The sequence below is a fragment of the Acidimicrobiia bacterium genome (genome assembly GCA_040289475.1).
Taxonomy (GTDB): domain Bacteria; phylum Actinomycetota; class Acidimicrobiia; order ATN3; family PSLF01; genus PSLF01.
Map to the genome: position 1 here is coordinate 19,598 of PSLF01000004.1, position 13,583 is coordinate 33,180.

The window sequence follows — 13,583 nt, forward strand, 5'->3', positions numbered from 1 at the left end:
CGAAGCTTCGTCAGGATCAGGCTGCATCTGATCCCAACAACCCAAGAGAAATCGCTAATGCCGCGCCGTCCAAGATATCGGCCTCGGACACGATGACCTCTTCGAACTCCCACCGTCTCAAAATCGCCACTAACACAACTGTGCCTCCGACAATCACGTCGGCGCGCTTAGGTTCAAGCCCAGGCTCGTTGCGAAGTTCCTCCTTTGGAGTTGTAGCGAGGTACCTAAACAGCTCCTCCACCTGACGTCTGCCAAGACGGTGGTGGTGCACCGCGTCAGGGTCGTAAGACTCCAATCCCAAGTCCATTGCGGCAAGGCTCGTTACAGTGCCCGCCAGCCCGACGAAGGAGCGTGCACTTCTGGCCGGAAACTCTCTCTCGGCACTTACCAAACAGCAGTTGACTTCCCTAAGGGCCTCCGACAGTTCCTCCGCTCTTGGAGGATTCGAATGCAAAAACCGCTCGGTAAGCCGTACACAGCCAATGTCGAGGCTGGCCCAGCCCATCAATGAGATCCCTGGGAAAACAAGAGGTTCATCGTCGGAGTACGACAAGATGGAATTTGGCCCAGACTTGCTCTCTTGTAGACCTAATGCCAGCTCCGTGGAGCCGCCCCCTATGTCAACGACCAAAATTGGTCCAGGGCCAGCGTCTGGCCATGCCCCAATGGCCCCCGCGAACGACAACATTGCCTCTGCTTGCCCGCTTAGCAGCGTTGGACGTACTCCCAGCGAGTCCTCTACCTTGACGAAGAATTCCTCGTGATTGCTGGCATCTCTGCAAGCGCTCGTGGCAATTGCGCCAACTCGGTCGGCCCCCAACGATCGAATCGTTCGAGAGTACTCGCATAGAAGAGCGCACGTTCGCTCCATAGCTTCTAATTTGATGATTCTTTCGGAAGAGACGCCCTCGCCCAGACGTGTGATCGTGGTTGTACGCACGATCGTCGATAGACCGTCACCTTCGGTGTCAGCCACTAGAAGTCGTGTCGAGTTTGTTCCTATGTCGACCGCTGCAACCCTCATCAGATCCTCGTTTTGCTGGCTTCCTAGGTCCCGATACCGGGTGATGTGGCTCCCTCCACAACGGATTCCTGGCCGTGCCCACAACACAGGGTAGCTCGCAGTCGAGGGGCTCCACGTCAGGAGCCACATCCTCTCCGACTGGATTTGGATACCCGGCGAGAAAATGCGCGTAGTGAGCATGAAGGCACTTGATGGCGCAAGGCGACGCCGACCCAGCAATCCCACCCTTTGGTCGAGGGCCCAAGTATCCATTGGGAATGTGAGCATCACGCTCCCGGGCGTATGCTATGTGCGCTTCAGCAAGGCGCCGGGCGAAATTTGGATCCCTCCTCGTCCTCTGGGACAACTCGTGGATCCTACACATTCCTTCTAGTCGCCCAACCCGAGAGACCGCCAATGGACAGGTTAGCCAGAACCGGGTAGGAAAAGGGGTCCCGTCATCGAGGAGGGGTGAAACTTCTATAGAGACAGGAAGACCCAAATGACAAAGGGACACGACTTTTACGCAGCCCCTCAGTTTCCTGCCTACCTGAACCGATGCAGCGGCGCGTAACCGATCCTCGTCCATCTCTATTAGACGAAGCGTCCTTGAAACGTTTTAAGAAGCTTTCGAACTTGGCACACGCCTCTATACACCAACCTTCGAAATTGTTACCGAGCCTGCCTCGGCTTGAACCATGCGTCAGAGAGTCGGGGCCGAGGTGCGTCGTGCTTCGACATTGATCGTTTTGCCAGCTCTACCCCTTCGTAGACGACGCCTTCGTTGCCGGCTGCGGCGAAGATTGACGCAGAGGTGAACGACTGGGGCTTGGAGTTGGCGTCGGGCCGGTTTTATCCGGGGACCCGGCGCTCTGTGTCCTTCTAGAAGTATTAGATGTCGGTGCCAACGTAGTCTGGCTTTTTTGAGTAGGCGCCTCGGAGACGCTGTTTGGCGTAGAAGATCGAGTCTTCGTAGGATCAGGCCAAGGCCCTTCAACCGGAACAAAGACAATCTCGCCGGGGCGAGCCAGACCGAGATTTTCACGTGCCAACCGCTCGATCGACGCCGGGTTACGTGCCTCTTTGGCTTTGTTTCGAAGCACCTCCGCTTCTAACCGCAATCTGGCAGCCTCCGTCCGCATCCGAGAGGCGTCGCTACGGTAGGAAAGGATTTTTCCTAAAGGGAGCGCGGCTATAAACACAATGACTACACATATTGCTAGTACCAAGAAGTAGTGAAGTAACCAGCCTTCCAGAACCGATCCAACGGTATTGAGTTCTTGATCAAGTCCTACGTGTGTTCGCTTCTTGTTCTGGAAGGTCAAATCCCCCGAAACCGGGAGCGCCGAATTTCTCTCGTCCGATAATTTCCGAGGATTCCGGCGAAACTTTCCAGTGAAGAGTGCAGGATTAGAAGCCATAGCAAACGACAGAGATCTACTACGTCGACAGCGCTGCACGACCTGGAAACCGAGCGGCATCGCCAAGATACTCCTCGATTCGCAGGAGCTGGTTGTACTTGCCCGTCCTGTCGGATCTCGCAGGCGCTCCGGTTTTGATCTGTCCGGCATTTGTCGCCACTACTAGATCAGCAATGCTCGTGTCCTCTGTCTCTCCCGATCTATGAGAGACGATTGCCTTGTAACCCTTGGAAACAGCTAATTGGACACAGTCCAGAGTCTCGGTGACTGTTCCAATTTGGTTCATCTTGACCAAGACCGCATTGGCTACTCCCGCCGAGATGCCCGTCTGTACTCGGTCAATGTCTGTCACGAACAAATCGTCGCCAACTAGCTGCACTCTCCTGCCCAACGACTGGGTGAGCATTTTCCAGCCCTCCCAGTCGTCCTGAGCCAAACCATCTTCGATCGACACGATCGGAAACCGATCCACTAGAGCAGCGAGAAACCCCACCATATCTGCCGAGTCGAGTCTCCGGCCCTCGCCCGTGAGTACATAAAGGCCCTCCCTGTAAAACTCTGATGCTGCGACGTCAATAGCAAGGCATACATCAGTGCCGGGGGTATATCCTGCTGTCTCAATTGCGGAGACTAAAAGTGCAGCCGCCTCGGAGGCGGACCGCACAGGTGGAGCGAAACCTCCCTCGTCCCCCAGGCCACTACTCATCCCTTTGCGCTCAAGTAAATCTCCGAGGGATAGGTAGATTTCGGTGCCAATCCGTAGCGCATCAGCGAAACCGGCGGCCTCCACCGGAACAATCATGAACTCCTGGAAATCTAGGTCGTTTCGGGCATGGCGCCCACCGTTCAAAACGTTCATCAGAGGTACCGGCAAAAGATGTGCGTTGGCTCCCCCTAAATATCGAAATAGAGGAATCCCGAGCGAAGCGGCGGCTGCGTGGCACGCCGCCAGAGAAACTCCGAGAATTGCGTTGGCGCCAAGAGAAGCCTTGTTTTGCGAACCATCAAGTTGTATTAGAAGTTGATCTAGTCCTCGCTGATCGAAAACTTCCCTCCCGATCGCGCGAGGCGCGATCACCTCCATAACGTTGGTTACCGCTCTATGGACGCCCTTTCCCCTGTAGCGATTGTCTCCGTCTCTCAACTCCACAGCTTCAAATCGCCCGGTAGAAGCTCCGCTCGGTACAGCCGCCCTCCCAACAGCGCCTGTAGAAGTCTCGATCTCTACTTCAACTGTAGGGTTGCCGCGCGAATCGAGAATTTCTCTGGCCCTCACCGCGACGATCGATACCCGCTCGAGCGATACGGAACTCACAAACGTCAACCGAACTCCTTCGGTCTCGTGCTCAAAAATCGCATAAGCTACTAGCGTCCAAACACCAAACGCCTGGAAGCGACGCAGCTAGCGCTCGACCAGCCTGGATGGTGCGCATCAGAAAGATTGCTTGCTTTGCTAGCTCACGACCATTGTAAACCAAGTCACGCTCAATGCCATCAGAATGCAACAATTCGATCCTGGAAGGCGATCGAGGCTAGAGGACAACGCAGCGACGAGGTTCACAAACGCTCAGATAAGGTGCCGCCCTGCTACCGCAAAATTCGCGCAATCAACTCGCTCTAAATCGAGGAATGGGTGCTAGATAGGCATGTCTCGCGCAAAAGTCGCCCTTGTTGTAGAAGGAAAGTGCAACGTTGCAGCCAGCAGCCATGCAGCGGCGTTTTTTCTTGGCGACTTCAGCGGCTCTTTTATCTTTAAGAATCTTTCTATTTCGTGCCATAAGGATCGGTTACCGGTGCCGAGCGTTCTCACGCGCTGTGACCCTGCTCGTATTTTGGATGTCGCTTTGAATCTCGGCGGAAATAAGCTGCCTCTTGAGAAGCACTTCGATTTAAGTGTGGAAGCACACGATCCAGGAAAACAGTGAGGAAGTTTTTTCAAGACAAATTTTGATTTAAGTCGCCTACAGCTTCGTACGCGATGGATGCGAAAGATATCGTTCTTTTGCAGAGGGTTTCACTAGGAGATGGCAGACACTCACAGAGAATCCAATCAAAGCCAAAATTACACAGGCAAAACCATTTCTTATAAAAAAAGCTCCATTCTGGGATGGCTAGCTCCAGTACTCGTCTCAGCAGGGCTGGCAACTGTCGCGATCGTAGTGACCGTATCGACGGCTCGGTCTCCCACGGTTTCGGGTCCTGCCGACAACTCCGAGGATTACGGGGTCGCCACACTCGGGCGTCCCGCTCCTGACTTCAACGTCGAGCTCATAGACTCGGGAACTTTCCGCCTATCTGAAGCCAAGGGTAAGGTCGTACTAATCAATTTTTGGGGCACCTGGTGCGCTCCGTGTGAAAAAGAGATGCCTCTCCTCCAGCGGGCCTCCAAAGCATTCGAGGGCGAGTTGATCGTTGTGGGCCTTGCGGTCAATGACTCCAAGGACGCAGTCTTGAAGTTCAGATCGCGTCTGGGGATCACCTTTCCTGTCGGCCTGGATGACGGCCGCGTGGCCGGATACTACCTTGTATCAGGGTTTCCTACCACAGTGATAGTCGGTAAAGACGGAACCGTGGTGTCTAGGGAAAGCAGGGCATTTTTAGACTATGAATCACTGATCAAAGAGATCGACAAGGCTAGATTGCAGTCAGATTCTTGACAGTCCATCCAAGCCGACAGCCGAAAATCCTCGCAATAGCCAGATAGAGATGATGGACACCTTGTTGAAAAAGAGAAGCGCACCGAACGCTACCAGAGTGACTCCCGCGATAGCCACGAGCTTACCCGAGTGTGGCCTCAGGCGCTTGGCCACCCCTAAAGCCTTGGATGTAGCAACAGCCACCAAAAGAAAAGGGACTCCTAGTCCCGCAGAGTAGGCGAGAAGGAGCAACGTTCCTTTCAACGCGGTGCCAGAAGTGTTGGCCACGGCGAGTACTGAGCCCAGAACCGGGCCTATGCATGGAGTCCACCCGAAGGCAAAAGCTGCCCCGAGTAGCGGTGCTGCCCACAGCCCTCTCTTGTTTCTAAGAAGTCCCTCTGCTGAAGAGGGTCGCACTGTCTTCATCAGCCAGGGGAACCGTCCGGCAGCAAACGCTACCAGAGCCGCTCCCATAATCACCACTACGAGTCCGGCAACTCTTCTCAGTACTACTTGGTTGGAAACCAACACCTGAGACACAGCCGAAACCGTTAAGTGGAGCAACACGAACACGGCAGTAAAGCCGATGACAAAAAGAATCACACCCAAAACCAGAGGTCCTCGGGGCACCGATCCTTCCTCTATTTCGGAGGCTGACATTCCAGTAATCATTGAAAGATAGGCGGGGACGAGAGGCAGGACACAGGGAGACAAAAACGAGACCGTCCCCGCCACAAATGCTGAAGCTACTCCTACGCTCTCCACTACTTACTTCTCATCAAAAAGCGCTTGTCAAACGCAACACGCTCTCCACTGATCCCTAGAATTGCTACGCCTGCCCCATCGAGAATCCCACCGTGGAGCAGATACTCCGAACAGATAATCCCATTGCTCCATACTGGCTCCCGCCACTCTATATCCACCTCATCGGGGCCCTCCACAAGCACCTGCAACGCTCTCTCGACAGATGTTCTGCCGTATGCCTGGATTGATAAATCTGAGACCTCCAAGTAAGCATCAGTTTCGTATAGCGATATTAGTGCAGCTACATCTTTTGATCGAAAAGCAGTTCGCCACCGTTTAAGTATCTGCCTTGCGACCATAGATTCATCTGGCAGTTCACTCGTACGCTTTCTCTGCTCCTCTTCCACTAATACTCCACTCCTTCATTCAGCTGATAGATGGCTTCAAATCCGACATGGAATAGAGAGGGCACAAAGAGCACCCAAAAACGTCTCCCGCAAAGGTTTACCGCGATTCACACATCAAGAGGTTTTAGGCTTTTATGCATTCGTATACCAGGAAAGAATTCTTCCTATCGTCTTCTTGTGGATCGAAACGCTGTGGCGAGAACCCTGCGATATGTCTTTAACGAGAGAGTTGACTCGCGCCCAGAGATCGTCGGCAGACTCAGCAAGCTCATCAACTACTCTTCTCCTCAAAGCCTCCTCGGCTGAATATTCTCTGGAACGGAGAAGAAAGTCTGCTGCCGCTTGCTGTCCTGCCACGGCCACAATGCGCTCAACAACGGTGTTCGAGAGAGTAATCCCCAAGCGAGAAGCAGGAATTCCAATTCTAAGTGTGGGCGCGGCAATACGGAAGTCGGAGAAAAGAGCAAGTGTCGCCCCGCCCCCTAGAGAGGGCCCTTCCAGTGCAGCGATCACGGGTATATCTAGGAGGGCGATGCGGGAGCAGACTTTCTCGAAAGCCTCCCCGAATTTTCTCAGAGCCTCTTCTTGACTCGACCATGGCGAATCGGGTCTGCACGATATCTCGCTCAAGTCAGCGCCAGAACAAAAGCACCCTCCAGCACCGCTCAAGATGACCGCTCTAGCCTCGCTGGTCTCAGCCTTGTCGAGGGCTTCCAAAAGCAAGAGCGTAGCTTCCAGGTCGAGAGCGTTTTTTCGTTCTGGCCGATTGAGGGTGATGTAAAAAGCGTCGCCAGTTAGATGAGTCCGAACTTTGGGCTCATCCATTTGGGTCTCGCCACCTCCAGATGGAGCTGAACGTCAGCCTTTCGGACGCTCCCAGATGGCGATACGGTTCCGGTCCTTGTCGTAAATGAAAAAGTAGCGTTCCCCGTCCGGACCATCCAGTATTTCTTCAGGAAAGGCGCCTTTTTGCCTGAGGGCTTCCCGAGCTTTTTGGATGTCTTCTACCTCTAGAGCAACCACAGCGCCTCTCTGGCTCCCTCCACCGGAAGAGCGCAGAGCAAAACGAGAATCTCCGGCCTTCAGCCATACCACCTGTGTGCTTTTTTGGCCTTCCACCTCGAGGCCTAGAACACCCTCGTAGAACGACAAGGCTGACACGACATCGGAGACTTCGTAATATGCATGACCAATTCCGATAATCGCGATCTGCTCTTCTGAAGGTTCCTCTGGCTCTTGGGGAGCTTCGGCTGACTCGACTTTGGCTTCGTGTGCTTTAGCACTTTCCTGTACCAGCGCCTCTGTCGCTGTCAAAAACTCGCCTGATGGCGTTGCACTCAGAGAGAATGTTTCTGCTGCGACCGGCTCTTTCTCGGCCACCGGCGAGGTCTCCTCACTAGCCCGCACCTCGACGTGGTGATAGGCAGCCTCGGCTGCCGCTTCCCTTTCCTCGGCTTCGCTAGCGGCTCTACTCTGCTCTGGTGAAGCCGTTACACTCCCGGAGGTTCCCTGAGCTGCTCCCTCGGCTACCCCTTTCAGATCGTCAGGGATTGGCGGTGCCTCCGGAATCAGCGGCTCCGATGGTGGAGGAGCTATAACGAACTGTCGCTTCTTCTCTCCCGCTTCTTCACTAGCGACCTTAGCTTCCTCGGAGGCAGAAGGCATCTGTGACGCCGCTTCTCCTGCCGCCTCAGAAGCCACGACACGAGCATCACTCTCTCCGCTCCCAGAAGCGCCTGCTTGCTCAGAAACCGCTGGGGACGGCGATGCATCGGCAGGCTCGGTTCGCACGGCTGCTGGCGCCTCTCCTGGACCTGCAATCTCGATCACTGATTGCTGGTGAGTCGGCGATGGCTCTACAACCGGCGGTGCAGACGGAGCTGGAGGGCTCCCAACGGATCGCGAAGGAGGAATGGGAACTCCTGGAGGAGGAGCAGGTGTCGGAGGAAGTGGCACCCCCGGAGCAACTGACGGCGGCGGCGGGGATGCCTGGGGAACCGGAGGTGGAGGAGGTGCGACAGGCTGGTATGGCGTTGGCTGCGGCTCTCCTTTTACTGCGCGTACCTGGGCGGCTACTTGAGATACCCAGTAATCGACGTTGTCGACCGCAAACTGGTAATCCTGACCACCCGCGACTATCCGGATTGGGGTCTTGAGCCCGGTCTGTAGAACGCGGCCGACTTCGACCTCTCCCCTTCCTACGAAATCTACAGTGTTCAGTGCCAGTGATAAGTTTTGCATTCCCAGAGCCGCCTCTGGAGGCGCAGGTTGAAATACCAGCCACTCTTTCATCAACCAAAGGTGGCCCTGGACCTCTCGCGCCCCGCGAGGAAGGTACTGAGCGGGACCGCTCGACAAGACGTCGTGACTTGCTTCACTCATTTCAGCCTCCTCGGATAGATCTCCCCATGAAGGTGGACTCCCCGCAACTTCCCTCAGACCGGAATTACCCCATGCTTCTTCCAGGGCCTGTCGAGCGTCTTTCGGACCGACAGCTCCAGCGCTTTAATTATTACTTTTCGTGTCTCTTCAGGTCTTATGACGTCGTCCACGTGTGCGTGCCCCGCCGCCACGTACGGATCGATAGATTTGCGTACCCATTCGATTTTCTGTTCGCGTATCTTGTCTTGCTCCTCTGGAGGAGCCGCTGCAATTTCTTTTCGGAAAATAATGTTCACCGCTCCCTCGGGGCCCATTACAGAAATTTCGGCGGTTGGCCATGCAACGATGAAATCTGCCTCATAAGCCCGACCGTTCATCACAAAGTAACCCGCACCGTAGGCTTTGCGCATCACAACCGTAACCTTCGGAACGGTTGCCTCGCTCACTGCATAAAGCATTTTGGCACCGTGCCTGATAATCCCCTGCTTTTCAACTTCCGAGCCCACTAAAAATCCTGGTACATCTTGGAGAAACACTAGGGGAATAGAGAAAGCATCGCACAACCACACAAAGCGTGCTGCTTTGTCTGCCGCATCATTGTCCAAGGCCCCGCCCATCACCGAGGGCTGACTTGCCACAATCCCCACGGGCCTGCCGCCCATCCGGGCAAGAACCGTAACTATGTTCTGGGCAAAATCCGGCTTTATCGGAAAGTAGCTACCGTAGTCAACAATGACTTCTATGACGTCATAGACGTCGTAAACCTCTTTAGGATCCGAAGGAACGATTGACAGCAACTCATCGCATAATCGATCTACAGGATCATCGCACGGGGCTACCGGGGGATCTTCAAGGTTACAGGAAGGGAAATAGCTTAGGTAATCACGGATAGCCGACAGGCAGCTTACATCATCGGGTAGTTCTAGGTCGGCACAGCCTGAGATACGGCAGTGGATCTGGGGGCCGCCCATCTCGTAGTCACTGATTTCCTCTCCAACGGCGGCACGCACCAGGTGACTTCCCCCCAGCGCCATAGAACCCGTATTCGCCACCATGAATACAACATCAGCTAGGGCAGGAATGTAAGCGGTTCCTGCAGCACACGGCCCCATGACAGCGGCGACCATCGGAACAACCCCCGACATTACGACCTGCTCTTTGAACAGCGCGCCTGCGGCCGCAAAGGTGCTACCAACCCCTTGTTGTATCCGGGCTCCTGCCGAATCCAGAAGCCATATAAAAGGGATCTTTTGGCGTAGAGACAGCTCTCGCAAACGGGCAACCTTTTGCTCACCTACATTGCCCATAGACCCAGCCATCACGGTGAAGTCGTAGGCGCAGACCGCCACAGGTCGACCCTCGAGCTTCCCTAGGCCGCAGATTACGCCATCGGCAGGAGCGTCCTTTCCCGCCGCGGCTAGCTGAGGATCCATGTGATTGGCTAGCATCCCAAATTCCATAAACGATCCAGGATCGCAAAGTAGGTCGATGCGCTCGCGGGCAGTCAACTTTCCTTGCGAGTGTTGACGCTCCACATTGCTAGAGCCCCCCAGCTCTAGGGCTTTGTGTCTCCGCTTCTCCAACTCGTCCAGCAGTTGCTGAGAGTAGCGAAGGCCAGACTTACCTCCGGCCGCCTTCTTGGAGTTTCTCTCCAAGACCCCATCCTCAGAGCCACTTTCATCTGCAAAATTCATGTCGCCCGTCGATCTCCTCCTTTTGATTCCAGCTGGAAGCTCACGTGAAGACGGCGCGCACCATTGCCGATCACATCACCGCATTTTCCAGCGAGGCTGGCGCTTTTCGAGAAAAGCTGCTATACCCTCTCTTGCGTCTTCAGAACGCACAAGCACCGACAGCTCGGCTTGCAAAAGCTCTAATGCAGCGGCATCGTGTAGCCACATGCTCGCGTAAAACGCATCCCGCCCCATCCTCATCGCTGCGGGACTCTTAGCTCGGAGCAAAGTGACCAGCTCATCTACCGCAGCGTCAAGCTCGTCTTTGGGAACTACTCGATCAACCACGCCTAAGGCCTCCGCTTCTTCAGCTGTAACTCTCTTTCCTGTCATCATCAACTGAAGGATCTTCTTGGGTGGCATCGCGCGTCTTAGAACAACAGTGATCATCATCGGCCATAGCCCAACGTCGATTTCCGGCGTGCCGAAAGTAGCACCTTCGACGGCCACCACGAAGTCCGCTGCAGCTGCGAGGCCAAAACCTCCCGCAAGAGCGTGACCGTTGACTCGCGACACTACAGGTTTTCCGAGCTTTGCCATAGACATGAAAATGTCGGCGAGCCGCCCTCTCTCGTAGTGGGAGGCAACTGCGTCACCTTCCGCATCCGGAATCGTCGTAACAAGATCAGCTCCCGCGCAAAAAGCTTTGTCGCCGGCACCGGTCAGCACGACGACTCGGACTTGAGGATCGCTTTTCGCTTTAGCTAACCCGTCCTCGATTCCATGCAAAACAGTCGAATTCAAGGCGTTGCGCCTGTCCGGTCTGTTGATCGTTATTAGCGCGACACCTTCTGACACTTCGTAGATGACCTCGTCGCTCACGTATCCTCTCTTCGCCTCAATTTGTCTTTGGATGCACAAGCTTTAATTGCATAACGCGACCCCATTGATCCAAGGTATCGGTTCGTCGACCGGTCCCATCTACTTGGACCCTAGTCGTCATATAGAGGATTGTCGCTAAGCTCTAAAGGCTAACTGATTTCGGTATTTGTGGGCTTCGGGACCTAGCACGTTACACGAAGTTCGCACTGTTGACGGGGGAGCGAAAAGATTAGGGTTTTATTCACATCGTTCCGGTTACGCCACACCGACGGGGTCTCTGTAGAGGCAGCAAAACTAGAGCGATTATTCGAACACTGGGGGTGGGAAGTAGGAGAGTTGGCAGGTGAGTTTGGGCAAGCCACCGGCCACACAGCACCTGCGACTGTTTCCTTGTTCTCGAGGCCAAAAAGCGCTGCTGAAATAGAGAGCTCCCACATCGTCACGTTCGAGGATCCCATGCTTTCGATAAATCACGCTGCTGGCCTCAAGAAGCTGGGGCTATGGAAGGGGGAAAACGGGTCTCTGTGTCTAGAGACAATCCTCGAACACTCAAGGAAAGCTGGTGTATTTATCGAAAAAGTTCTCGAGACCTTCTCGCCTGACCTTGTCGTAGTTGAAAACGTCTTCGGCCTTCCCCTCAATCCAGGTTATGCCGAGGCATTGCGCCGATCGTTAGTTTCGAGGAACATCCCCGCGATACTCCGCCATCACGATCTCATCTGGCAGCGACCGGAGTTTAGACTCGAGCGATTGCAAGGGCCGCTGAGCCGTCTCATCCAAGCGAACTTCCCGCCTCGTATCGAGAGAGCTGTTCACGTGAGTATCAACAGACTCTCTAAGGCAGAGCTCAAAGAGCGAGGCTTCGAGTCGTTTCTCATGTACAACGCCTTCGAATTCCCTGACATGCTCGCCGTAGGACATGAGCTCGAGGCAAAGAAAGAGCAGGCTCGTCTTCGGCTGGGAATACCCAGAAGCTGTTTACTCTTGGTGCAACCGACACGGGCGATCGAGCGGAAGGGCGTCCCAGAATCTATTTCGTTGGGACACAGACTCGCCGCGGAGCTCGGCAAGGAAGTAGTGCTTTTGGTGTGTGGGCCTCCAGAAGACGAATACGACCATGCTTTAGCTGAGTTGGCTCGCGGTGTCTCATCAGGTGAGCAGAACCAGAAGAGTAGTGGCTCGTTCAGACTGATGTTAGGAATGGGCAAGTTACCTATCGACCTTGCATATGAAGCCGCCGACTTAGTTGTGTTTCCTAGCCGCTGGGAGGGATTCGGGAACCCGGTGTTAGAGTCGGTTGCGTTCTGCAAGCCTCTAGTAGTGAGAAAATATCTAGTTCTGTCAGAGATTTGCGACACTGGGCTCCGCTTTATCGAGTGGGATCCGGATCCGCTCGAGAATGTTCTCTCCTGGAGCAAACTGGATGAAGCTGTAAAGAACCGAATTCTTTCACGCAATCTGGTAATTGCAAAGCGCTGGTTCTCTATACAAAAGCAGGCATCCCGCCTAAAACAAATTCTCGCTCACTTAGGTTTTCGAAATGGCGAAATTCGTCTAGTAAATGGAAGCGCAGGCGTTGAGTTGCTCGAAAGCTAGTGCTCATAAGGCTCGACAACAGCCTTTGTAGTTCCGGGTGGTACACCAGAATGGAAGCTATGAAGGCTTTTTCCAAAACTCGGTACTCATCTAAACGAGACGATTACAGCAACGACACAAGAAAGATTGGCTACGCCGTAGGAAAAGCTAGCGAGGCCACGGCATCCTCTAAATCTCCATACGACGTTGGAGCCCACGTCTTCAAGAAGTCCACTCGAGTCTGGGTCACCTTAGCACTCGGAGCTTTTTGTGTTGCCGTAGGGGCGAGTTCTGCATGGATGTCAGAACCGGGCCGCTCGGCTTTGTTAGCTACTGGATATCTCCCTACAGCATGCGTGGGATTCGTCACAGCGAGAGTAGCCGCTGGCAGAACCGAAGGTCTGGTGCGTCAGATTTGGAATCTGTTTTCGATAGCCATGGGCCTAGCCGTCGTAGGAGCACTAGTCTACGCAATCGATTTCGGTCTTAACATACGAACCCTCGGACTGCTCGGCGTGCCGGTGATCGTAGCGGGTGTAGGGATCTTTGCGAGGATCTACGCCCTTGCTATTCGTCTGTTCCGCGGCTCTTCGGAAAACCTCCTTGAGTTGGTGGACTTCGCGACCGTTGCCTTTTGCATTTGTTCGGTCGTGGTGTATGGAGCTGCCCTTCCCCTGATTGCCAACGGTGAGCTCGACAAGATCCATGTTGCGTTGTTGCCGGCCTTCTCAGCGGTGTTTATCCTTGCGATTCTATACATCGTCACTGCGCCGTCCTCCAGACCCAAAAGCCCCGAGTACGCGTTTTTGTTGGCAGGATGCCTGCTGTGTGTAGGCGCAGTTTCTGAATCGGCTGTTCTC

13 protein-coding genes and 1 pseudogene (1 of these 14 cut by a window edge) are annotated in these 13,583 nt (G+C 54.5%); 4 read left to right on the plus strand and 10 right to left on the minus strand.

All coding sequences use genetic code 11. The annotated features are described in order from the left end of the window. Positions 1-16 precede the first annotated feature (16 nt). From C4318_03160 to C4318_03175, 4 genes are all read right to left on the minus strand, one after another. Positions 17-1,204, minus strand: a complete 1,188-nt coding sequence (locus tag C4318_03160; protein MER3454142.1) for an exopolyphosphatase — start codon at positions 1,202-1,204, stop codon at positions 17-19. Further along, positions 969-1,592 carry a DUF501 domain-containing protein gene (locus C4318_03165; GenBank protein MER3454143.1) on the minus strand — a complete coding sequence of 208 codons (624 nt, stop codon included), beginning with the start codon at positions 1,590-1,592 and terminating at the stop codon, positions 969-971. The genes C4318_03160 and C4318_03165 overlap by 236 nt, the downstream gene beginning before the upstream one ends. Before the next feature lie 169 nt (positions 1,593-1,761). Further along, a complete protein-coding gene (locus C4318_03170; GenBank protein ID MER3454144.1) occupies positions 1,762-2,484 on the minus strand; it encodes a hypothetical protein in 723 nt (240 codons plus the stop codon). After that, complete coding sequence (locus tag C4318_03175; GenBank protein MER3454145.1) at positions 2,444-3,739, minus strand: phosphopyruvate hydratase; 1,296 nt, start codon at positions 3,737-3,739, stop codon at positions 2,444-2,446. Before C4318_03175 ends, C4318_03170 begins: the two co-directional genes overlap by 41 nt. Before the next feature lie 331 nt (positions 3,740-4,070). On the opposite strand from C4318_03175, the gene C4318_03180 reads away from it, so the two are divergent. Together C4318_03180 and C4318_03185 are read left to right on the plus strand one after the other, a co-directional pair. Next, entirely contained in the window at positions 4,071-4,349 is a 279-nt protein-coding gene (locus C4318_03180; GenBank protein MER3454146.1) for a hypothetical protein, read from the plus strand. A gap of 99 nt (positions 4,350-4,448) precedes the next feature. Beyond that, complete coding sequence (locus tag C4318_03185) at positions 4,449-5,081, plus strand: TlpA family protein disulfide reductase (protein MER3454147.1); 633 nt, start codon at positions 4,449-4,451, stop codon at positions 5,079-5,081. On the opposite strand, the gene C4318_03190 is transcribed toward C4318_03185, so the two are convergent. From C4318_03190 to C4318_03215, 6 genes are all read right to left on the minus strand, one after another. Beyond that, positions 5,070-5,825, minus strand: a complete 756-nt coding sequence (locus C4318_03190) for a cytochrome C biogenesis protein (GenBank protein ID MER3454148.1) — start codon at positions 5,823-5,825, stop codon at positions 5,070-5,072. The genes C4318_03185 and C4318_03190 overlap by 12 nt on opposite strands. After that, positions 5,825-6,211: a hypothetical protein gene (locus C4318_03195; GenBank protein ID MER3454149.1), complete on the minus strand. Its 387-nt coding sequence runs from the start codon at positions 6,209-6,211 to the stop codon at positions 5,825-5,827. The genes C4318_03190 and C4318_03195 overlap by 1 nt, the downstream gene beginning before the upstream one ends. 132 nt (positions 6,212-6,343) lie before the next feature. After that, entirely contained in the window at positions 6,344-7,036 is a 693-nt protein-coding gene (locus tag C4318_03200) for a hypothetical protein (GenBank protein ID MER3454150.1), read from the minus strand. Between the two features lie 33 nt (positions 7,037-7,069). Beyond that, the gene (locus C4318_03205; protein MER3454151.1) at positions 7,070-8,593 is read right to left on the minus strand and encodes a hypothetical protein; all 1,524 of its coding nucleotides are present in this window, start codon (positions 8,591-8,593) and stop codon (positions 7,070-7,072) included. Positions 8,594-8,646: 53 nt separating this feature from the next. Beyond that, a complete protein-coding gene (locus C4318_03210) occupies positions 8,647-10,287 on the minus strand; it encodes an acyl-CoA carboxylase subunit beta (protein MER3454152.1) in 1,641 nt (546 codons plus the stop codon). A 75-nt stretch (positions 10,288-10,362) separates the two neighbouring features. After that, positions 10,363-11,148, minus strand: a complete 786-nt coding sequence (locus C4318_03215) for a crotonase (protein ID MER3454153.1) — start codon at positions 11,146-11,148, stop codon at positions 10,363-10,365. 336 nt (positions 11,149-11,484) lie between these two features. On the opposite strand from C4318_03215, the gene C4318_03220 reads away from it, so the two are divergent. Continuing rightward, positions 11,485-12,744 carry a hypothetical protein gene (locus C4318_03220; protein MER3454154.1) on the plus strand — a complete coding sequence of 420 codons (1,260 nt, stop codon included), beginning with the start codon at positions 11,485-11,487 and terminating at the stop codon, positions 12,742-12,744. Beyond that, positions 12,744-13,583 (plus strand): annotated as a pseudogene (locus C4318_03225) (hypothetical protein); it runs 141 nt beyond the window's last position. The gene C4318_03220 and the pseudogene C4318_03225 overlap by 1 nt, the downstream one beginning before the upstream one ends.